This is a genomic window from Rahnella sp. RcJ3, from assembly GCF_009498575.1.
Taxonomy (GTDB): domain Bacteria; phylum Pseudomonadota; class Gammaproteobacteria; order Enterobacterales; family Enterobacteriaceae; genus Rahnella; species Rahnella aceris.
The window spans coordinates 278,971-298,532 of the sequence record NZ_QSNX01000002.1 but is presented as its reverse complement, the minus strand read 5'-3'; the positions used below and the strand labels follow the sequence as shown (position 1 = coordinate 298,532).

The window sequence follows — 19,562 nt, the reverse complement described above, 5'->3', positions numbered from 1 at the left end:
TATAACTAACTCCTTCTTTTAATATTTTCTTTAATCCAATCTTCGATTTCACTTTCAACCCACGCAACAGAGCGTTCTCCAATCATTACGTTCTTGGGGAATTTTTCACACTTCATCATTTTGTAGAGTGTTGATCTTGGCAAGCCTGTAGCGCTAATTACAGAAGCGAGCCTTATTAATCTTAATGAGTTAGATTGAATTTCGTTTACAGTATTTATAGACATGACTCTCCCTAGTTAGAAGATAAATTAATATTGGACATTCTCAGATGTTGTCGGATGCGCTAAGACTGCCATTAGAAATTTATAATGTAAATACGTTGGTTTTTACTAGCGATTGAATTTAAGTGATTTTTAGGTAGCCGTAATAATTGGTGAAGAAGGGGAATAAGTGGTGCTCAGCAATATTCAGTAATATTAGCCAATATTCAACAATATTGACTAATAGCCGATGACAATGGAGGAGTAGGGATTAGTGGGTAAAAAACCAATGTAAATAAATGTAAATAAATTTTCTTAGGGAAAACAGCTACTGTTAAAAATTCACTCTGAATTTTGTGTATAAAAATATGTATAATAAGTTCATGGCTATAAATATAATTACTTAAAATTCATAGCCTTGGTTACTTAAACTCATTCCTGTAGGGGACACCATTTTTAGTGCTCATAATATTCCCCACAAACACCCTCACCAGCCCGGCACTGCCCCGCCGTTAAAGATTTTTTCTGCCGCTTTCGCCACTTCTGGCGACTGATAGGATTTCAGAAACTCTTGCACATTTTCCGCATCTTTATTGTCCGGGCGCGAAACCAGAATATTCACGTACGGCGAATTTTTATCTTCGATAAACACGCTGTCATGCACCGGTGATAATCCGGTTTGCTGGATATAGGTCGTGCTGATGATCGCCACATCGACTTTCGGGTCATCCAGCACACGCGGTAACTGCGCGCCTTCCAGTTGCATAATATTCAGATGATGGGGGTTTGCAGTGATATCCAGCGCCGTTGGCAGCAGGCCTTTGCCTTCTTTCAGAGTGATCAGTTTCTCTTTTTGCAGCAGCAAAAGTGCGCGGCCTAAGTTGGTCGGATCGTTAGGGATCGCCACGGTTGCGCCGTCTTTCAGTTGATCCACGGTTTTGATTTTTTTCGAGTAGCCCGCCATCGGGAACACAAAGGTGTTGCCGACCGCCACCAGATGGTAGCCGTGGGCTTTGTTATCCTGATCGAGGAACGGACGGTGCTGGAAAACATTCGCATCCAGATCGCCATGTTCGGTCGCGTCATTCGGTAATAATGAGCCGCTGAAACCGACCAGTTCGACGTCCAGACCGTATTTATCCTTCGCGACCTTTTTCGCCACTTCCGCCACATCCTGCTCTGCGCCATTAATCACGCCGACTTTGATATGTTTTGCATCACCACTTTTTTGATCACAACCCGCCAGCAGTAATCCTGCCAGCAAAAACACAACACCCGTGCGTAAATGAGATAACGTCAGTTTCACTTTTTTTCCTTAAAAAATAACCGCTAATGCGTAATGAAAATGACTATAACAGGAGGATGGTCGCTGTTTAAAAAACCAATAAAGCATCGCTAAGAAGAAAAAAGCATATAGATGACCCCACTTAAGTCCGGACATCCAGATCTTTTCCTTATATCAGTCATAAAAAGTTTGCCCTCCCCGCCCCTTTTCGGAAAGAGTAGGCTTATCAGAAATAACCAATGAGAACCTGCAAGAATGGAAATTATTGAAGCCGGAGAGCAGCATATTCCCGCGATACAGAAAATTTATGCCTGGCACGTTCTCCATGGAACCGCCTCGTTCGAGACACAGCCCCCGGATGAACGCGAGATGGCGGGCCGGCTGAAGAAGATTAAAGAGGCAGGTTTGCTCTGGCTGGTGGTTTTGCATAAGGATGAAGTGAAGGGATATTGCTATCTGGGTCATTATCGCGAACGTTATGCGTATCGCCACACGCTGGAGGATTCTATCTATATTGATCCTGCTTTTCAGAAACGCGGTGCGGGTAAAGCGTTGCTGCGACGGGCGATAGACTGGGCGGAAACTCACGGCTATCGTCAGTTGATCGGTAACGTCGGTGACAGCGAAAATAAAGCCTCAATTGGCTTACATCTCGCCGCCGGTTTTCAGATGAAAGGCACCCTGCATAGCGTTGGATTTAAGCATGGCCGCTGGCTGGACACCGTGTTTATGCAGCTCGCGCTGGGTGACGGAAACCAGACCCTGCCCGCGCAGGATCACTGACAGAAAATACCTGCGGGCCGGTTGCGGCCCGCAGGTTACGGGTTACTCAATCGCTAACTTTTCCCTCGCGGTTTTACGTGTCGCGCTGCCGCCCCAGACTTCGTTGTATTCGTAACCGGTCAGATCTTTAATCACCTTACGTGACACCTCATCGCAGTCTTCCTGCGCTCCACCCAGTTTCAGACGGGCGGTTTCCTTGATCAGGATTTTATGTGTGTCCCGCGTCAGCTTGAATTTGAAGGTCATGTAGAAGCTGATCGCCAGCAACGCACCTGTGGCGAAGATCATCAGGCCGATGATCGCGTGTAACGCGCTGAGCGGCTGAGCACCCTGCCCTTTCACAAATCCACTTTCTTCCAGCACCAGGCCAATCACCATGATGGCAATCGCAACGGTACTTTTACGGGTAAACACCATCACACCGGCAAAAATTCCTTCACGACGTTTTTTGGTGACTATTTCATCGACGTCAGGGATAAAGCTGTAAATATTCCACGGAATATAATAAAGCCCTGAACGTCCAAAGCCTAAAATAACGAAGATGGAAGTAAAGAGAATTAACGGCACCGTTGCGTTGGTGATATAAATATAAAACAGAGCAGCCAGCACGAAGAATATACAACCATAGGCGATTCGCAGCGCGGCAGAAGGCGAAAGATTCATTCGTTCCATCACCATCATATAAACAATCGTCGATGGCACAGAAACAAAGGCCGCCACACTTAAATATCCGGAAACCGATCCCACATCCTGATTCAGACCATAAACCACATAGTAGGTAAAGACGGCACCGAATACGTCCATGGCGGTGAAGGAAGCAATATAAATAATAATATGCTGGCGGAACATGCGGATATTAAAGGATGAGATAAAATCTAAAACCAGACTCTTCAGATGATGCCAGAGACTGCCGCCGGTTTCCATTTCCGGTTCCGGCTCATTCGGATCCCGCACGTCTTTGGCTTCCCAGGTACACAGCCATGTGGTGAATACCGCGATACAAAATACCGTGGCGAAGAATATGCCGGTATAGGTATACGTCATCGGATTATCTTTACCGGTAAACATCATGATGACGCCCGGCACAGACACGGCCAGGAAACCGCCGAGCTGCGAGCAAATCATACGTACACCGGCGAGACGGGTACGTTCGCCGAAACGGTTGGTCATCTCGGCGGCCAGCGTTTCCCACGGCACCAGCACCATCGCTGAAAGCAATTCAATCGACAGATATGTGCCAAGATAATACCAGTAGCCCATGTCCTTTACCCAGACCAGCGCATACAGGAACATCAGTGGCGAACTGATCAGCAGGAAAAACCGGCGGCGACCAAACCGTTTTCCGAGCCAGGTATTTCCGAAGTGATCGGTGATATAACCCATGATCGGACTTAATACGGCATCAATGACACGGGCAATAGCAAAAATAGATCCCGCTTCTAAAACGGTTAATCCGCAATACATGGTATAGAAGAATAAAAGCCAGGTACCGATAACGGCGAATGCACCACCGCCAAATAAATCAGTTACGCCATAGCCTATAGCCGTGCCGTAACCTACTCTGCGTTCAGTAGGTTTCATTATTATTATCCTGTGAATGTAGGGTTATTATTAATAGAGATTTAATCAGCCAGCGTGATCCATTTCCCTGATTGTGAGGAGCGGTAAATCGCACCGACAATATTCAGGGAAACTGCGGCTTGTGAAACAGAGATATAATTTTGTTCTTCAGGATGACGTACAGAATGATAGAAATTCGAGACTGCCTGACGATGACTGTCGCCCCAGTAGCTTTTGGCTGTTCCTGACGGGCTGTCATCACTTATCAGCAGCGTTTTATTTTCTCCTTCAATCAGCCACAACACGTTGTGATACAACTGCAACAGTCCTTTTTCACAATGAATTTCCAGCAGCAACGGTGAATCGGTGCTGTGGCAGTTCGTTGCGTAAAACAATCCATGCGCACCGTTGCCCATTTTCAGGCTGACCATCGCTGTGTCTTCATTTTCAGTCAGTTCACTGAGAAAGGTTCTTTCCACCACGCCTTTCAGCGCGAGAACACCGCCGCCAAACCACTGCATTAAATCCAGCGTATGTATCGCCTGATTGATCAGCAGGCTGCCGCCTTCAGTGGCAAAACGCCCGCGCCACAGGCTTTCGCTGTAATAAGCACCACTGCGCGACCAGGTCAGAATAGCTTTGATGCTCAGCATGTTGCCCAGTTGCCCGCTTTCCAGCAGCGTTTTAATTTTCTGACTGGAAGGATTCAGACGGTTCTGGTAACACACGCCTGTCAGCCCCGCAGCCTGTGACGCCGCGAGTTTAATGGCGCTGACTTCTCCGATATTCAGCGCCACCGGTTTCTCGGTAAAAACATGCTTTCCCGCCGCCAGCGCGGCGAGAATAGCCTCCTTGTGCAGATGATGCGGCAGGCAGATATGCACCACGTCAATCTGCGGATCGCACAACATTTCGTGATAATCCGTGTAAAAATCACAACCATATTCCTGCGCCAGCGCCCGGCCTTTGCCAATATCGCACTCCGCAATCGCCCTTAACTGGCAATCCGGTTCGTGCCGGATCGCTGCCACATGGCAGGTATGGATAGACCCGCAACCGATCACCGCAGCCTGGAGAGTTTTCATCATCTGCTCCCGTTTAGTGGGTTCCGTTTGCCAGCATCTGTGCCCGGATGCACAGCTCGGCAGCTTTAAACGCATGCTCCTGGGTCATGGCGTGCTCGGTGCGGTTCAGGCAATCGAGGATCAACTGACCAAAGAACGGGAAGCCGACGTTGCCGGAAACCGGGTAACGGAACTCGCCTTGTTGATTCACCAGATACACCACGTCCTGCTCGCCGAGCGTGAGATCAACATATTTGCGGATCTCGATATAACCTTCGGTGCCGAGCAGCGTCAGACGGCCGTCGCCCCAGGTGCTCAGCCCTTCTGGTGTGAACCAGTCGCAGCGGAAATAACCCCGTGCGCCGTTATTGCCTTTCAGCATCGTGTCGCCAAAGTCTTCGAAACGCGGATACTGCGGGTGATTGAAATTAAGAGCCTGAGCCGCCACAACCTGCGCGTCACTGTTGCCGGTATAAAACAGAAATTGTTCAATCTGATGGCTGCCGATATCACACAGGATGCCGCCAAAACGCTCTCTCTCGTAGAACCAGTCGGGACGCCCTTCGCCCTCGCGATGCGGGCCGGTACCCAGCGTCTGGATCACGCGTCCGATCGCCCCTTCATGCACCAGCTGGCCCGCGAAGACTGCACTTTCTACGTGCAGGCGTTCGCTGTAATACACGGCATATTTGCGCCCGGTCTCGGCCACTTTGGCCTTCGCTTGCGCCAGTTGTTCCAGCGTGGTCAGCGGCGCTTTGTCGCTGAAATAGTCTTTCCCGGCTGCCATGACTTTCAGCCCCAGCGCGCAGCGTTCGGACGGAATGCCCGCCCCCGCGATCATCTGCACTTCACGGTCATCAAGGAGTATCTGCAATGACTCCGCGACCTTAACCTGCGGATACTGGGCGACAAACTTCTCCACTTTTACCGGATCCGGATCGTAAACCCATTTCAGGCTGGCGCCCGCCTCGATCAACCCGTTACACATACCGTAGATATGCCCGTGATCCAGGGCCGCAGCAGCAAACACGAATTCACCGGGCTTTACCACAGGTTGCGGTTTCCCTACCGGCGCATAATTCATACCGTCTTTATTGCTCATGTTCAGGCTCCTTTATCCATATTTTTGCCGAGAGGGATCGCATCTTCATTGGCGAAGTTTTCCACCGATGCTGATTTTTCGTAAAAGTGCGGTGCCAGCGAAACCAGCCCGCCGGTCTGATAAAACGGATCTTCCGGCGACAACGGCAGTGACACAATGCTGCGGGTAATGGCGGATTTATAAATCGCGGCAATCAGTTCCAGTGAACGCTTGCCCTGAATGCCGTCAATCAGCGGCGCGGTACCGGTTTCCAGTGCGGTCAGGAAATTGTCGATCTGGCCGGTGTGCAGGGTATAAGTGAGTTTGGGAATCGACTGGTAAATGTCTTCAAGCTGGTTTTCACGATCCGTGTCACGCGCATCAATCGGGAAACCGTTCGGCGCAGAAATGCTGGCGTATTTGTCCCACGGGGCTGAAATTCGCGCTTTCTCGCCCTGAATAACAATCTTCTGATCTTCGCCGTGATGCACCACGGAAGCCGTCAGTTGGGTCAGTGCGCCGGAGTCATATTTGAAAATGGCCGCCGAGAGATCTTCCACTTCGGCATTATCATGCGCAGCGTTGGTAATCATCGAGACCACTTCAGAAGGAAAACCGAGCATCCACTGAATCGCGTCAATATGGTGAACGGCGTGATTGAGCGTGCAACCGCCCGCTTCTTTTTCCCAGGTGCCGCGCCACCACAAATCGTAATAGGAATGACCGCGCCACCAGAAAGAATCCACCTGTGCATGACACACTTTGCCGGTCTCACCGGAATCGAGCACTTTTTTCAGCCGCCAGAACGCGTCGGTAAAACGGTTTTGCGCGATGATTGACAGCGTTTTCCCGCTCGCCTGCGCCGCGCTGATCATCGCGTCGCATTCCTGTAACGACGCCGCCATCGGCTTTTCACACAACACGTGTTTGCCTGCGTTCAGCGCATTAATCGAGATTTCGGCGTGGACATACGGCGGCGTGCAGACGTCAAAAATGTCGATATCTGCATCATTAAGGATTTCCTCATGGCTGGCATAGACCCTGGCGTTCGTCAGGCCATAATGCCGTTTTTTCTCTTCCGCTTTTTCAGGATAAATATCTACCAGCGCAACAATCTGGCAACGATCAGCAAACTCTAAATATCCCTGAATATGGTTATGTGAAATATTACCCGTACCAATAATGGCTATTTTCAGCATTCTCTTACTCCTTATATTTAACCGAACAGCTGGCGGATTTAAGCCGCATAAAGGGCGTCACCGTGTTGAATTCTTTATAGATTCAGCACAGATAAATACCTTATTTTTTGTTTCTGAGGTTTATATTCTGGAGAGTAATAATGGTTTTTTTTTCCAACAACTGTTATTTGTGACAGGAATTGCAGTGCCGTTTGCGGAATTTGCTATCATGCTGAATAGCCCATGAATTACAACCAGTTAACCATGGCAATAAGTCCATCTCCATTTGAGGCATTGATCACAAAATGACGGGAAAATTAAAAATCAGGCAAATAGCGGAGTTAACCGGGCTTTCTCCGAGTACCGTTTCCCGTGTGCTGGCAGGGAAAGCCAATGTCAGTCTCCAGGCAAAAGAGAAAGTATTTGCCCATGCCAGAACAATGGGTATTTTGCGTGACATTCCGGCCAGCCGTTTGTTAATGAATTGCCTGTTGCTCTGTGCGCCACCCGCCGCCTTCTCTCCCCATGAAGATCGTTATTATTATGAAGTGATTCAGGAAATAACGGTGGAAGTTGCGCGTTTTGATATTCACATACGTAAATGCGCGCTGGCGGTCAATGAACCGGATATCGCTGTTTTTATGCATGCACTTCATCAGCCGGATGTCGACGGCATTGTCATTATCGGTATTGATGACGTGATGCTGTATCGGCTGGCAGCAGAATCTAACAAACCGGTGGTAATGATCAACGCCAAGGACAGCGAGATGCGTCTGGACTGTGTTTCTGCCGATCATTATTCCATCGGTTACAGTGCTGCCAACTATCTGTTTACCAGAGGTCACCGCCCCGTTTTATTGTTCACCGACCTGCGTCGTGAAACCATGATGCAGCGCCTCGATGGCTTTAAACGCGCCTGCCTTGAACACCATGTGGTATTCGACGAAGCCCTGCATTTGCTGGTCAATCATGGCAGCGGAGGGGAACAGGCGAGAGAAAATATTGAGAAGTATCTCCGGGGGCATAAACGGGAAACCATGCCATCAGCCATCTTATGCGGAGGCGATCAGATTGCACAGGCCACCATTGATGCCCTGAACGAATACGGTTTTAAAGTCCCGGAAGATATTTCGGTGATGAGTATCGATTTTGCGCACGACATGAAAACATCAGCGGCACAAAGTTTCACTGCCGTGCATTTGCCGTGCCGCGAGCTGGGCACCGAGGCAGTGTATATTCTGCAAAGCCGCCTGATGCGCGCTACCGGCGCGAAATTCAATTTGCTGTTACAGGGGAGAATTCACAACGGCCAGTCAGTGGCCGATGTGAAATGGAAGCGCAAAGGGTTGTATCCTGCCGCCAGTTAGCCGCGCCCCGAAGGCACATTCTCAGCGTCGCCATTGATTATCTCCTGCTAGACTTTTGAGTCTTAACCTCAAAAAAAGATGCGGAGAATGCAATGTCAGAACAGTATCAGCCCCCTGAAGTCTGGACCTGGAATAAAGATGAAGTCAGCAAGTTCTCGAACATCAACCGCCCGATAGCCGGTCCGACGCACGAAAAAACGCTGCCGGTCGGTAAGCACCCGCTTCAGCTCTATTCCCTTGGCACGCCGAACGGCCAGAAAGTGACGATCCTGCTGGAAGAGTTACTGGCGCTGGGCATCAGCGGTGCGGAATACGATGCGTTTATTATCCGCATCAATGAAGGCGATCAGTTCTCCAGCGGCTTTGTTGACGTTAACCCGAACTCAAAAATTCCGGCGCTGCTGGATAACTCAACCACACCGCCAATCCGCGTGTTTGAATCCGGCAACATCCTGCTGTATCTGGCGGAAAAATTTGGCCAATTCCTGCCAAAAGATCTCGCCGGTCGCACTGAAACCCTGAACTGGTTGTTCTGGCTGCAAGGTTCCGCGCCGTATCTTGGCGGCGGTTTCGGTCACTTCTACCATTACGCGCCGGTCAAAATCGAATACGCCATTAACCGCTTTACGATGGAAGCCAAACGCCAGCTCGACGTATTAGACCGTCAGCTTGCTGAACACCGTTTTATTGCCGGGGAAGAATACACGATTGCTGATATCGCCATTTTCACCTGGTATGGCAGCCTGGCGCAGGGCGGTCTGTATGAATCGGCTAAATTCCTCGACATCGAATCTTATAAGCACTTCCAGCGCTGGGCGGCTGAAGTGGCGGGCCGTCCGGCGGTGAAACGCGGACGCATTGTGAACCGCACCTGGGGTGATGAACAACTGGAAGAGCGCCATGATGCCTCGGATTTCGATGGCATCCTGAAATCATAACGGGCGCCTGAAACGTAAAAAAAGGGCGGGATTTTGCGATCCCGCCCTTTTCTTTTATGCGCTTTCTGTCTGCGGTTCGAGGTACTTTTTAAACCAGGCAATGGTTCTTTCCCACGCTAAATCCGCCGCCGCTTTGTCATAACGCGGCGTCGAATCATTGTGGAAACCGTGGTTCACGCCGGGATAAATATGCGCTTCATAAACTTTGTTATTGGCCTTCAGCGCCGCTTCATACGCCGGCCAGCCTTCGGTAATGGGTTTATCCAGTTCAGCATAATGCAGCAATAACGGCGCTTTGATACGCGGCACATCTTCCGCTTTCGGCTGACGCCCGTAGAACGGCACGGCGGCCGCCAGTTCAGGGTAAGCCACCGCCGCCGCATTCGCCACGCCACCGCCGTAACAGAAACCGGTGATGCCGACTTTGCCGGTGCCAGTCTCGTGGTGCATCAGAAATTCTACCGCCGCAAAAAAGTCGTTCATCAGTTTGGCCGGATCAACGTGTTTTTGCAGTTCGCGCCCTTTCTCATCATTGCCCGGATAACCGCCGACCGAACTCAGCCCGTCCGGCGCCAGCGCGACAAATCCGGCTTTCGCCACCCGCCGCGCGACATCTTCGATATACGGATTCAGCCCGCGATTTTCATGCACCACCACCACACCAGGCACTTTACCGGTCACTTTGGCCGGACGCACCAGATAGCCTTTCACGCTGCCGTGTCCCTGCGGCGACGGATACTGAATGTATTCCGCCACAATATCCGGATCAGTGAATTGCACCTGTTCGGCGTAGGCATAGTTCGGCGTCATCAGCGTTGTCAGTGCAGCCAGCGACAATCCGCCTGCCACAAACTTCGCCGAGAGATCAAGAAACTCACGTTTGGTCATTTTGCCGTGCACGTAAAAATCAAAATATTCGAGGAGTTCAGGCGGGAAATCTTTCGCTGTCATTCGGGTCATTTTTCAGGCTCCGTTCCGGTCAGGGGAAGGATAAATAATGGCCTGTTTTTGGCGATTTTGTAAACCCGTTGTGAGATGGGATGGCTTTCCAGGCCGCATCAACACTTTTATGCACTGAAAATGCTAAACTTTGGTCATAAAGGGAGAAACAATGAAAAACTATCTTTCGCAACCACCGAAAATACATTTCATCGAATGGAACTCAGAGTACGAACGGATGATGACCTCTGCACTGAAAAAAGAATTTAATGTGCATACGATTTATCACGTCAAAAAACACTTTAAATCTGTCCACTCTTTGCTGCCGGGAAAGCGGCTCAAACACTGGCACCGGAAATTTCAGATTGCTATCAAGTTCCGCCGCGTGCGTGAAACCGACATCATCATTTGTAACGGCTACAGCGCATTTCTGATGCTGGATTTACTTTCCCTGCCCAAATGCAAAAAAATATTGGTATTGCGCGACTCAGTGGCCGCGCTTACGTCTAAAAGACGTCGGCTGAAATTACTTTCCCATGACGAAAATTATCTCGACCGGGTCACCGCTGTTTTTGATGTTATTTACAGTTTTGATCCCGAAGATTGCCGGAAATACGGACTTTCTTATGTTGACCAGTTTTTGCCGTTCACCCGCCATAACATGGCTGCGTGGCAATCGGAACCGGCAAATACGCCGTCATCCTGCTCATGCTTTTATGTCGGCGGGTTTGATGATTATCGGGCAAAACTCATTAACGACCTGACACCGGTATTGCGCCAGAATCACTGCCAGACCGACTTTTATCTGGTGGGCGATTGCAACGGAACCCCGGATTACCCGGACTGTTGTATCAATCAGAAAATCAGTTATCAGCAAAATATTGAAAAGCTGAAGCGAGCTTCTGTCGTTCTTGAGATCAACAAGCCGGATCAATGCGGATTAACGCTGCGTGCTCTCGAAGCCATGGCTTTTAATAAGAAACTGATCACCAATAATGCCTCAATAAAAAAACATGCTTTTTATCATCCCGATAAAATCTTTATTTGGGGAGAAGATGATCGCAATGCTATTGCCAAATTTCTTTCATCGGAACATCAGAAAACCGACCCGGCATTGCTGGAGACATATTTCGCTGACGGCATGTTAAAGACACTGGCCGGAACCGCAGTAGAATAGAGGCTTTGCCCGACAACGTAACAGAACAATCAAAAGGAGAAACCATGAACAAAGCACTCGCAGGACTGAGTAAAGAGGAAATGGATAAAGTGAGCGCCGGGCTGGCAGCCGGGACTGTCGTGGTGCGTGAGCGCAACCATCTGCCGGTCAACGCAGAAGAAGTGGAGATGGAGCAGCCGGAACATCTGCGCGCTTATTTTCGCGAACGTCTGGAACATTATCGTCAGCAACCGGCTAAAAAATAGTCACAGCGGCTCAGTGCTGCTGCGTAAAGAAGCCGACAATCGACTCTCTCAGGCTGACGGCCGCCTCGCCCGGTGGCGTCAGGCTCTGATGAAGGCTGATCCCCACCTCACCCGGCGCGGGCAATTCCTGCAAAATCCGTACGGTTGATGGCATACCGAAATCCGTACGAACAGTCACCCCCAGTCCCGCCGACATCGCCGCCCAAATCCCGCTCAGGCTGCGGCTGGTGAAGGCTATCCGCCACGCAATACCGGCGTTATCCAGCGCCGTCGTTGCGGCATTCCGCATCAGGCACGGCGCTTCGAACACCAGCAGGGGCACCGGTTCGCCGGTTTCCTGATAGTGCTTCAGGTCGAAACTTTCAGGGCCAATCCAGCGCAGCGGAATCCGTCCGAGCGAGCGGCTTGACGGGAAAAGTGGCGTTTCATCAGCCTGCCAGCACACCGCCAGATCAAACTCGTTATGCCGGATCCCGTCCAGCAATTGCTGATTACGGGTAATACTGGCGGAAACCTGCACCTGCGGATGTGCGCGGGTGAATGTGCCGAGAATGGCCGGTAACAGGGTTTCGCCGAAATCCTCCTGCATGCCCAGATTCAGGCTGCCACTCAGCGCACTGGCGAGCAGCACAGCGCTGGCCTCATCATTCAGGCTGAGGATCCGCCGCGCATAACTCAGCATCACTTCGCCGCGTCCGGTCAGGATCAGGTGTCGTCCGGATTTCTGTACCAGCTCCGTGCCCGCCTGTTGCTCCAGCTTTTTCAGCTGCGCGCTGACGGCAGATGTGGAGCGTCCCAGCCGGTCGGCGGCCAGCACAAAACTCCCCAGCTCAATGCCGGTAACAAAACTGCGCAAGGCTTCTGAATCAAAAGTGACCGGTCTTTTCGCCATGCTTAATCATCCCGTTTTTATGGACTAATGCTGCTGTTATTTTCGATATTCAGGATAATCATAACGCCTTATGCTCCTTTTCACACCGACAAAAAGGAGCCTGATATGAGCACGACCTCGTCCCAAACACAGACGCTGGATACCATGGCGCGTCTGACGCCCAAATTTGCGGAACTGACGGAACAGGTGCTGTTCGGCGATCTGTGGAAAAGAAATGAATTGTCTGCGCGTGATCGCAGCCTGATCACCGTTGCCGCACTGATTGCCCTCAATCGCGTTGAACAACTGCCTTTTCATCTGAGCCTGGCGGTAAAAAACGGGGTCTCACAGGCCGAACTTTCAGAAGTGATCACCCATCTGGCATTTTATGCCGGCTGGCCCGCAGCGGCATCCGCCCTGAGCCGCTTCGCCGCTCTCAATGACCAGTAACCCGCGCCCCGTAACCGGAGGAACAACCGATGCCTTTTAGCCGAATTTCTTTACCAGCCCACCGCACGGATGCCTGGCAGGATGCCATTTCAGCCATATTACAGGAAGCGCTGGTTGATCACTTTTCCGTGCCCAAAGATGATTGTTTTCAGTTATTCGAACCGGTCAGCCGCCACCAGCGGGTGATCAACCCGACCTATTTAGCCGGTGAAAATGACCGGCGTTCAGACGATTTTCTGCTGTTTCACATCACCGCAGGCAAACCGCGTAACGGTTATCAGAAACAGCAACTGTTCCACCATCTGGCCGAAAAATTACACCTCACACTGGGAATTTCTCAGGCTGATGTGATGGTGGTGGTGAGTTTTACGCAGCCGGAAGACTGGTCATTCAGTCACGGTGAAATGTTCAGAATTGCGCAAGGAGCCCGGTCATGATTGCCATGCAATACAGTTTTACCCTGCCTGCGGACTACGACATGGGCATTATTGAAAAGCGCATTGCGGATAACGGATATCGGACGGACGGTTTTGCAGGGCTTATTTTCAAAACCTATCTCTATGCCCGCCGCAACGGTCTGCAAACCGGCAGCGCAGAAAATATCTACGCACCATTTTACCTGTGGCAGGACGCATCAGATATGAACCGTTTTATTTCAGGTGCAGGTTTTCAGGGCGTCGCCGGCGCCTTCGGCTGGCCGCAGATCCGGGTTTATCCGGTGCTGACGGCACATGTCAGCGGAAACGTTGCGGAGGCGGTATATGCGAAAAGAGAGATAACGGATATCGCACCGTTCAGTGACCTTGCGCCATTCAGTGAGCAAACGGTGAGCGACAGACTTATCGACGTCACCGCCTGGGATACGACAAACTGGAAGAAAATCCATTTTACGGCGGGGAGAAATCCGCTGGCAGGCGACGGGCAGCATTACCGCATCGGCCATATTTCATTGTCCGGTGCGGTAAAAGCAGTCTGAACCGGTTAATGCGCGGCAATCCCCAATTTTTTCATTCTCGACAACAACGTCGTACGTTTTAATCCCAGACGTTGTGCCGCACCACGCGGACCGGCGACCACGCCGTTGGTCTCCTTAAGTACCTGAAGAATACGTTCGCGCTCGTCTTCCTCATTCAAATGCGGGGCGGGCGCAGTATCAGGCGCGGGCATCACCCTCTCCGGCTGAGACACCGGCAACGGATAATTCAGCTCAGGAAGTTGTAAATCCAGCACCGTTCCGCGGGTCAGCAGCACAGCGCGTTCAATAACATTTTCCAGTTCACGCACATTGCCCGGCCAGGGCATCCGGCTTAATAAACGCAAGGTCTCGGCGGGAATACTGTCGATGGTGCGTTTCATGCGCTTGGCGATTTTATAGGTCAGGAATTTCACCAGTTGCGGAATGTCTTCAGGTCGCTCACGCAACGGCGGGATGACAATCGGGAACACATTCAGCCGGTAATACAAATCACTGCGGAATTCTTTATCGGCAACCATCTGGCACAGGTCGCGGTTGGTCGCAGCGATCATCCGCACATCCACCGAAATCAGTTTATTGCCGCCGACACGCTCGAACTCCTGCTCCTGCAAAATGCGCAGCAACTTGGGTTGCAGTTCAATCGGAATTTCACCCACTTCATCGAGAAATAAGGTGCCTTTATCAGCCAGTTCAAAACGCCCCATCCGCTGAGCGGTAGCCCCGGTAAACGAGCCTTTTTCATGTCCGAATAAATCGCTTTCCATTAATCCGGCAGGCATGGCCGCGCAGTTCATTTTCACCATGCGCTGATCACGACGATCGCCGAGATTATGGATCGCACGGGCGATCAGCTCTTTACCGGTGCCGGTTTCGCCGAGGATCAGCACAGAACAGTCGCTTTTCGCCACGATCTCAACCTGTTTCAGCACCGCCGACATGCTGGAACTGCGGCCGACAATGTCGCTGAAATCCGGGTTATTGCTGTTTATCTGCTCGGTGAGATACAGGTTTTCGTGTTGCAGTTTTTCCTTCAGGCTTTTAATTTCCTGATAGGCCAGTGCGTTATCCACGGCAATTGCAATGCGTTCGGCGATCTGCTGCAACACGCGCAGATTAGCGGAATTAAAGTTATCCGGCTGGCACTGTGCCAGTTTCAACACCCCCAGCGTTTTATGACCAAAACGTAGCGGCAGAATGCACAGGGTTTTGGTCTGATCCCGCCATAACAGCTGGAACAACGTGCTTTCATCGTTATCCGGTTCTTCGGCGGACCGCACGTTAGTCAGCAACATTTCGCCATTTTTCATCACCTGCTGTTCCAGGGAACCCTCCAGCGTCATGCGCGACTGTTCACGCTCCGCGACGTGCGTTTGCACATAATGTGTCGCGTAAACACTGGCCTGTTCGCTGTCTTTATCGGCATCACACAACACAATGCTGATGGCATTAATGTGAAAGAAATGGTGAATAGTCTTGGCGATTTCGCCGGTCAGTTCGTCGAGATCCAGCTTGGACAGGACGGCGTTGGTGATATCCACCAGAATGCGGAAATCGTCACGTTCATGGCGCAGCAGGGATTGCTGGAGCGAGGCGTTTTCGCGCAACTGGATTTGTTCGACCGCAATGGCCGCCAGCGTACAAAGCTCATAAAGACCGTTCTTGTCTTCCTCACTGAACGGGGTCGCGTGCTGACGGGTAAACTCACAGCCCCCCAGCAAGCCGGAAGAGGCCAGCAGAGGCACCAGACAATAATCGGTAAACGCCGGATACAGGTTCAGCGCCGCCAGTTGCGGATAGCGCAGATGCAACGCTTCACTGCGCCAGACCTGCGTTTTAGGATTGCTCAGCAAGGCATGTACCGGCCCGGTCGCCAGCAGCGTTTCATCTTCATAACTGACCGGCTGATGATGCGGATCGATGCCATAAAAACTGACGCGTTCGCTGTTATTGTCGAACAACACCAGCGTCACAGCCTCCGCAATACCGGCGCTCTGCACCACTTGCGTCAGGGTTTCCAGCAGCGATGTCATGTTCTGTTGCAGCAGCAATGTGCGCGTCAGTTCCAGTAATCCTTTGTGTTTTGTGGTGCTCATTGTTGCACTCTGCATACCGTGGGCTCTGGCTTTTGATGTAAAGCGTTTTTGAAGAAACGATTAAGAAAGTTTACGCCTTCGCGGCGGCGCGCTCCCCTGACGAGATCAACAAATGCGGGGTAATGGCTCCGCATGGGGCAACATTAACTGGCGGGAAACACCCAGCGCGCCGCGCAGACACACCTGCGGACTTATCGTCACCTCGCCGATAGTCGCCGCATCAGCGCCCAGCGGATGGCTGCGTAACAGGTTCAGCACCTGCTCTTCAGCCCGGTCCGACACGACGATCACCAGTTTGCCTTCATTGGCAAAATTCAGCGGTTCCAGCCCCAGTAATTCACAGATGCCACGCACAGCCGGTTTCACCGGCAACGCGGTTTCGTCGATACATATCCCAAAACCACTGGCGGCGCTGAATTCATGCAAAATCGCATTCACCCCGCCGCGCGTGGCATCACGTAAGGCATGCACGCCAGCCAGCGGTCGCAGTGGTGCAATCATCGGCGCAAGCACCGCGCAGTCACTTTCCACGCCCAGATCCATCCCCAGCTTTTCACGCAGATTGAGGATCGCCGCACCATGATCGCCGAGCGTCCCGCTGACGATCACTTTATCGCCTGCTTTTATCGTACCGGCGGCCCAGTTAACGGCCGTTGGGATCACGCCGATCCCGGCGGTATTAATAAAGATTTTGTCGGCGGCACCTCGCTGCACAACCTTGGTGTCGCCGGTCACAATGGCAATGCCCGCAGCATGTGCGGTCTGCGCCATCGCGCTGACTATTTTTTGTAAGTCATCCAGCGCTAATCCTTCTTCCAGAATAAAACCGCAGGAAAGATAGGCGGGTGTCGCCCCGCAGACCGCCAGATCGTTTGCCGTGCCGCACACCGCCAGCTTGCCGATATTGCCGCCGGGGAAAAAGATGGGATCAATCACGTAACTGTCCGTGGTAAACGCCAGCCGGTCGCCCTGTGCACTCAGGCTGGCAAGTGACAATCGTGCGCCATCTTCCCGTTCGTTAAGCCAGGGATTATCAAATGCGCTGATGAACATCTGTTCGATCATCTGTTGCATGGCGCGGCCGCCGCTGCCATGCGCCATTGTGACGACTTCTTTGCGATCACTCATCCTGACTTACCTTCTGCTGTTGATGCTTTTGCTGCGGTTTATCCGCCATTGCCGTTTCCTGATGCCGGTACTGATACCACGCCGCGCACGCACCTTCAGAAGACACCATCAGCGCACCAAATGCATTATGTGGCGTACAAGCGGTGCCAAACAGCGGGCACTCATGCGGCTTGCAGCGCCCGGTCAGCACTTCACCGCAACGGGAGCGGGGATCGTCCGCTACCGGTTGTGCCTGCGGGTTAAAGCGCCGCTCTGCATCAAATGAGGCATAGGCGGGGGCCAGGGAAATCCCTGAGGCTTCAATCACGCCCAGACCGCGCCACTCGCTGCTACCGGCAAGCGTAAACACTTCGCGCATCGCTTCCTGTGCCAGCAGGTTACCCTCTTCCGGCACCACGCGGCGATACTGGTTTTCCGTTTTACACGATGCCTCGCAAACTTGTTCCACCAGCATCAGCACGCTTTGCAGCATATCGAGTGGCTCAAAGCCGCTGATCACCAGTGGCTTGCCGAATTCTTCATTGATGAAATGATAAGGTGCGGTGCCCGTCACCATGCTGACGTGACCGGGAGCCAGAAAAGCATCAATCCGCACATCATCCTGCGAGAGCAGGCTGCGTAAGGTCGGCATCAGGCTGATGTGCTGACAGAACACGCTGAAATTGGGCAGACGTTCGCGCCGTGCCTGTTGCAGCGTGACAGCGGTAACCGGCAGCGTGGTTTCAAAACCGAGGGCGAAAAACACCACCTGACGTGCCGGATTTGCACGGGCCAGTTTCAGCGTATCCAGCGGGGAATAAACCACACGCACATCGGCACCCCGTTCGCGCGCCTGCAACAGCGAGCCTTGCTTGCCGGGCACGCGCAGCGCGTCGCCAAAGGTGCAGAAAATCACGTCGGGATGTGCGGCAATTTCACAGCAGGCATCGATACGCCCCATCGGTAACACGCACACCGGACACCCCGGCCCGTGGATAAATTCCAGTTGCGGGGGCAGCAGTTTATCCAGCCCGAATTTGAAAATGGCATGGGTATGGCCGCCGCACACTTCCATAATCTGCATGGGTTTTTCAGCGGTGTAAGGCAGTAATGCCGCCCGCTGATGCAGCCGTTCAATCAGCGTTTTCGCCAGTTTCGGATCACGGAATTCATCAACAAAACGCATTATCGGGCCTCTCCCGCACCGAGAAACAGGGCGACATCGGCTTCTACTTCTTCCATCGCGTGCAGCGCAACCAGCGTTTCTTGTGCTTCCTGTTCATCAAGTTTGCTCAATGCAAAACCGACGTGGATTAACACCCAGCCGCCGATCAGCGTTTGTGGCTGGCCGTCGCACACCAGCGCAATATTCACTTCGCGGCGCAGACCGCAGACTTCTGCCCAGGCGTGATCAGGCTGCTGGTCATGCAGCGCGACGATTTGTCCCGGAATGCCTATGCACATCGTTGCTGCTCCAGCCAGACCAGCCACTGCTCCATACCTTCGCCGGTAGTGGCAGAAAGCCGGATCACTTCAATCTGCGGATTGACCTGGCGCGCATTGGCAATACAGGCTTCGACGTCAAAACTGACATACGGCAACAGGTCGATTTTATTGAGGACCATAAGGCGCGATGCGGCAAACATATGCTGATATTTCAGCGGCTTGTCCTCGCCTTCCGTGACGGACAGCACCGCCACTTTGTGCAATTCACCGAGATCAAAACTGGCCGGACACACCAGATTGCCGACATTTTCGATAAACAACAGGCTGTTATTGTTTGGCGACAGCTGATGCAGCGCATCATGAACCATTTGCGCGTCCAGATGGCAGCCTTTACCGGTATTCACCTGGATCGCCGGGACGCCGGTGGCACGGATACGATCGGCATCGTGAGTGGTTTGCTGATCGCCTTCTATCACCGCGCAGTCGAAATACGGTGCCAGCCGGGTCAGGGTACTGGTCAGCAGGGTCGTTTTACCGGAGCCGGGGCTGGACACCAGATTCAGTGCCAGAATGCCCGCCGCCGCAAAATGCTCGCGGTTATGGGCAGCGATATGGTTATTCTTCGCCAGCACGTCCATTTCGATGTCCACCAGGCGTCGCGATGCAAACGGCAGACCGTGGCGATGATCATGTGAATCATCGTGATCATGGGAATGGTGATGAGTGTGTTCAGGGCTGACGCCTTCGATACGAAGTTCGCCGCTGGCACAACCGCAGGTACTGCACATAGCTTTCTCCCCGG

At 52.1% G+C, this 19,562-nt stretch carries 21 protein-coding genes; 8 read left to right on the top strand and 13 right to left on the bottom strand.

Annotated elements, in window-relative coordinates; genetic code table 11:
• Positions 1 to 5: 5 nt before the first annotated feature.
• Together DXU84_RS04050 and nlpA are read right to left on the bottom strand one after the other, a co-directional pair.
• Positions 6 to 224, bottom strand: coding sequence for an AlpA family transcriptional regulator (locus tag DXU84_RS04050; RefSeq protein ID WP_153374892.1), 219 nt, complete (start codon positions 222 to 224; stop codon positions 6 to 8).
• Between the two features lie 463 nt (positions 225 to 687).
• A complete protein-coding gene (nlpA, locus tag DXU84_RS04045; RefSeq protein WP_370461717.1) occupies positions 688 to 1,506 on the bottom strand; it encodes a lipoprotein NlpA in 819 nt (272 codons plus the stop codon).
• Positions 1,507 to 1,740: 234 nt separating this feature from the next.
• On the opposite strand from nlpA, the gene DXU84_RS04040 reads away from it, so the two are divergent.
• On the top strand, positions 1,741 to 2,268 hold the full coding sequence (locus DXU84_RS04040; protein WP_153374890.1) for a GNAT family N-acetyltransferase: 528 nt from the start codon (positions 1,741 to 1,743) through the stop codon (positions 2,266 to 2,268).
• Between the two features lie 42 nt (positions 2,269 to 2,310).
• Here DXU84_RS04040 and DXU84_RS04035 read toward each other — a convergent pair whose 3' ends face one another.
• Genes DXU84_RS04035 through DXU84_RS04020 form a run of 4 tightly spaced genes read right to left on the bottom strand, consistent with a single transcriptional unit; the run spans position 2,311 to position 7,172 of the window.
• Positions 2,311 to 3,849, bottom strand: a complete 1,539-nt coding sequence (locus tag DXU84_RS04035; protein WP_013574506.1) for an MFS transporter — start codon at positions 3,847 to 3,849, stop codon at positions 2,311 to 2,313.
• Positions 3,850 to 3,890: 41 nt separating this feature from the next.
• Positions 3,891 to 4,913 (bottom strand): Gfo/Idh/MocA family protein, encoded by a 1,023-nt coding sequence (locus tag DXU84_RS04030; protein WP_131638960.1) that lies wholly within the window; start codon positions 4,911 to 4,913, stop codon positions 3,891 to 3,893.
• 13 nt (positions 4,914 to 4,926) lie between these two features.
• Entirely contained in the window at positions 4,927 to 5,994 is a 1,068-nt protein-coding gene (locus tag DXU84_RS04025) for a Gfo/Idh/MocA family protein (RefSeq protein WP_153374888.1), read from the bottom strand.
• A gap of 2 nt (positions 5,995 to 5,996) precedes the next feature.
• A complete protein-coding gene (locus DXU84_RS04020; RefSeq protein WP_013574503.1) occupies positions 5,997 to 7,172 on the bottom strand; it encodes a Gfo/Idh/MocA family protein in 1,176 nt (391 codons plus the stop codon).
• 284 nt (positions 7,173 to 7,456) lie between these two features.
• On the opposite strand from DXU84_RS04020, the gene DXU84_RS04015 reads away from it, so the two are divergent.
• Together DXU84_RS04015 and yghU are read left to right on the top strand one after the other, a co-directional pair.
• Entirely contained in the window at positions 7,457 to 8,518 is a 1,062-nt protein-coding gene (locus DXU84_RS04015) for a LacI family DNA-binding transcriptional regulator (protein ID WP_153374886.1), read from the top strand.
• A gap of 92 nt (positions 8,519 to 8,610) precedes the next feature.
• Positions 8,611 to 9,456: a glutathione-dependent disulfide-bond oxidoreductase gene (gene yghU / locus DXU84_RS04010; protein WP_013574501.1), complete on the top strand. Its 846-nt coding sequence runs from the start codon at positions 8,611 to 8,613 to the stop codon at positions 9,454 to 9,456.
• 54 nt (positions 9,457 to 9,510) lie between these two features.
• On the opposite strand, the gene yghX is transcribed toward yghU, so the two are convergent.
• Positions 9,511 to 10,416, bottom strand: a complete 906-nt coding sequence (gene yghX / locus DXU84_RS04005; protein WP_037036291.1) for a YghX family hydrolase — start codon at positions 10,414 to 10,416, stop codon at positions 9,511 to 9,513.
• 151 nt (positions 10,417 to 10,567) lie between these two features.
• Between yghX and DXU84_RS04000 the strand changes: the two genes are divergently transcribed.
• Positions 10,568 to 11,572, top strand: coding sequence for a hypothetical protein (locus DXU84_RS04000; protein WP_153374884.1), 1,005 nt, complete (start codon positions 10,568 to 10,570; stop codon positions 11,570 to 11,572).
• A gap of 44 nt (positions 11,573 to 11,616) precedes the next feature.
• A complete protein-coding gene (locus tag DXU84_RS03995; RefSeq protein WP_013574498.1) occupies positions 11,617 to 11,817 on the top strand; it encodes a DNA polymerase III subunit theta in 201 nt (66 codons plus the stop codon).
• Positions 11,818 to 11,827: 10 nt separating this feature from the next.
• On the opposite strand, the gene DXU84_RS03990 is transcribed toward DXU84_RS03995, so the two are convergent.
• Positions 11,828 to 12,709 carry a LysR substrate-binding domain-containing protein gene (locus tag DXU84_RS03990; RefSeq protein WP_153374882.1) on the bottom strand — a complete coding sequence of 294 codons (882 nt, stop codon included), beginning with the start codon at positions 12,707 to 12,709 and terminating at the stop codon, positions 11,828 to 11,830.
• A gap of 105 nt (positions 12,710 to 12,814) precedes the next feature.
• Between DXU84_RS03990 and DXU84_RS03985 the strand changes: the two genes are divergently transcribed.
• Genes DXU84_RS03985 through DXU84_RS03975 form a run of 3 tightly spaced genes read left to right on the top strand, consistent with a single transcriptional unit; the run spans position 12,815 to position 14,114 of the window.
• Positions 12,815 to 13,138, top strand: a complete 324-nt coding sequence (locus DXU84_RS03985; RefSeq protein WP_013574496.1) for a carboxymuconolactone decarboxylase family protein — start codon at positions 12,815 to 12,817, stop codon at positions 13,136 to 13,138.
• Positions 13,139 to 13,167: 29 nt separating this feature from the next.
• A complete protein-coding gene (locus tag DXU84_RS03980) occupies positions 13,168 to 13,575 on the top strand; it encodes a tautomerase family protein (RefSeq protein WP_015689518.1) in 408 nt (135 codons plus the stop codon).
• Positions 13,572 to 14,114 (top strand): DUF4865 family protein, encoded by a 543-nt coding sequence (locus DXU84_RS03975; protein ID WP_015689517.1) that lies wholly within the window; start codon positions 13,572 to 13,574, stop codon positions 14,112 to 14,114. Before DXU84_RS03980 ends, DXU84_RS03975 begins: the two co-directional genes overlap by 4 nt.
• Before the next feature lie 5 nt (positions 14,115 to 14,119).
• On the opposite strand, the gene flhA is transcribed toward DXU84_RS03975, so the two are convergent.
• The 5 genes from flhA to hypB form a co-directional block, all read right to left on the bottom strand.
• The gene (flhA, locus tag DXU84_RS03970; protein WP_015689516.1) at positions 14,120 to 16,207 is read right to left on the bottom strand and encodes a formate hydrogenlyase transcriptional activator FlhA; all 2,088 of its coding nucleotides are present in this window, start codon (positions 16,205 to 16,207) and stop codon (positions 14,120 to 14,122) included.
• A 105-nt stretch (positions 16,208 to 16,312) separates the two neighbouring features.
• Positions 16,313 to 17,335 carry a hydrogenase expression/formation protein HypE gene (gene hypE, locus DXU84_RS03965; protein WP_013574492.1) on the bottom strand — a complete coding sequence of 341 codons (1,023 nt, stop codon included), beginning with the start codon at positions 17,333 to 17,335 and terminating at the stop codon, positions 16,313 to 16,315.
• Complete coding sequence (hypD, locus tag DXU84_RS03960) at positions 17,328 to 18,500, bottom strand: hydrogenase formation protein HypD (protein WP_013574491.1); 1,173 nt, start codon at positions 18,498 to 18,500, stop codon at positions 17,328 to 17,330. The genes hypE and hypD overlap by 8 nt, the downstream gene beginning before the upstream one ends.
• Positions 18,500 to 18,778, bottom strand: a complete 279-nt coding sequence (gene hypC / locus DXU84_RS03955) for a HypC/HybG/HupF family hydrogenase formation chaperone (protein ID WP_153374881.1) — start codon at positions 18,776 to 18,778, stop codon at positions 18,500 to 18,502. The genes hypD and hypC overlap by 1 nt, the downstream gene beginning before the upstream one ends.
• Positions 18,769 to 19,548, bottom strand: coding sequence for a hydrogenase nickel incorporation protein HypB (gene hypB, locus DXU84_RS03950; protein ID WP_153374879.1), 780 nt, complete (start codon positions 19,546 to 19,548; stop codon positions 18,769 to 18,771). The genes hypC and hypB overlap by 10 nt, the downstream gene beginning before the upstream one ends.
• Positions 19,549 to 19,562: the final 14 nt, after the last annotated feature.

Coding starts and splice junctions, on each gene's coding strand:
- yghU (WP_013574501.1), top strand. CDS start 8,611: ATGTCAGAACAGTATCAGCCCCCTGAAGTCTGGACCTGGAATAAAGAT.
- hypC (WP_153374881.1), bottom strand. CDS start 18,778: ATGTGCATAGGCATTCCGGGACAAATCGTCGCGCTGCATGACCAGCAG.
- DXU84_RS03990 (WP_153374882.1), bottom strand. CDS start 12,709: ATGGCGAAAAGACCGGTCACTTTTGATTCAGAAGCCTTGCGCAGTTTT.
- DXU84_RS03975 (WP_015689517.1), top strand. CDS start 13,572: ATGATTGCCATGCAATACAGTTTTACCCTGCCTGCGGACTACGACATG.
- DXU84_RS04040 (WP_153374890.1), top strand. CDS start 1,741: ATGGAAATTATTGAAGCCGGAGAGCAGCATATTCCCGCGATACAGAAA.
- DXU84_RS04025 (WP_153374888.1), bottom strand. CDS start 5,994: ATGAGCAATAAAGACGGTATGAATTATGCGCCGGTAGGGAAACCGCAA.
- DXU84_RS03995 (WP_013574498.1), top strand. CDS start 11,617: ATGAACAAAGCACTCGCAGGACTGAGTAAAGAGGAAATGGATAAAGTG.
- hypB (WP_153374879.1), bottom strand. CDS start 19,548: ATGTGCAGTACCTGCGGTTGTGCCAGCGGCGAACTTCGTATCGAAGGC.
- hypE (WP_013574492.1), bottom strand. CDS start 17,335: ATGAGTGATCGCAAAGAAGTCGTCACAATGGCGCATGGCAGCGGCGGC.
- flhA (WP_015689516.1), bottom strand. CDS start 16,207: ATGAGCACCACAAAACACAAAGGATTACTGGAACTGACGCGCACATTG.
- DXU84_RS04015 (WP_153374886.1), top strand. CDS start 7,457: ATGACGGGAAAATTAAAAATCAGGCAAATAGCGGAGTTAACCGGGCTT.
- DXU84_RS04000 (WP_153374884.1), top strand. CDS start 10,568: ATGAAAAACTATCTTTCGCAACCACCGAAAATACATTTCATCGAATGG.
- DXU84_RS04020 (WP_013574503.1), bottom strand. CDS start 7,172: ATGCTGAAAATAGCCATTATTGGTACGGGTAATATTTCACATAACCAT.
- DXU84_RS03985 (WP_013574496.1), top strand. CDS start 12,815: ATGAGCACGACCTCGTCCCAAACACAGACGCTGGATACCATGGCGCGT.
- DXU84_RS04035 (WP_013574506.1), bottom strand. CDS start 3,849: ATGAAACCTACTGAACGCAGAGTAGGTTACGGCACGGCTATAGGCTAT.
- yghX (WP_037036291.1), bottom strand. CDS start 10,416: ATGACCCGAATGACAGCGAAAGATTTCCCGCCTGAACTCCTCGAATAT.
- DXU84_RS04050 (WP_153374892.1), bottom strand. CDS start 224: ATGTCTATAAATACTGTAAACGAAATTCAATCTAACTCATTAAGATTA.
- hypD (WP_013574491.1), bottom strand. CDS start 18,500: ATGCGTTTTGTTGATGAATTCCGTGATCCGAAACTGGCGAAAACGCTG.
- DXU84_RS03980 (WP_015689518.1), top strand. CDS start 13,168: ATGCCTTTTAGCCGAATTTCTTTACCAGCCCACCGCACGGATGCCTGG.
- DXU84_RS04030 (WP_131638960.1), bottom strand. CDS start 4,913: ATGAAAACTCTCCAGGCTGCGGTGATCGGTTGCGGGTCTATCCATACC.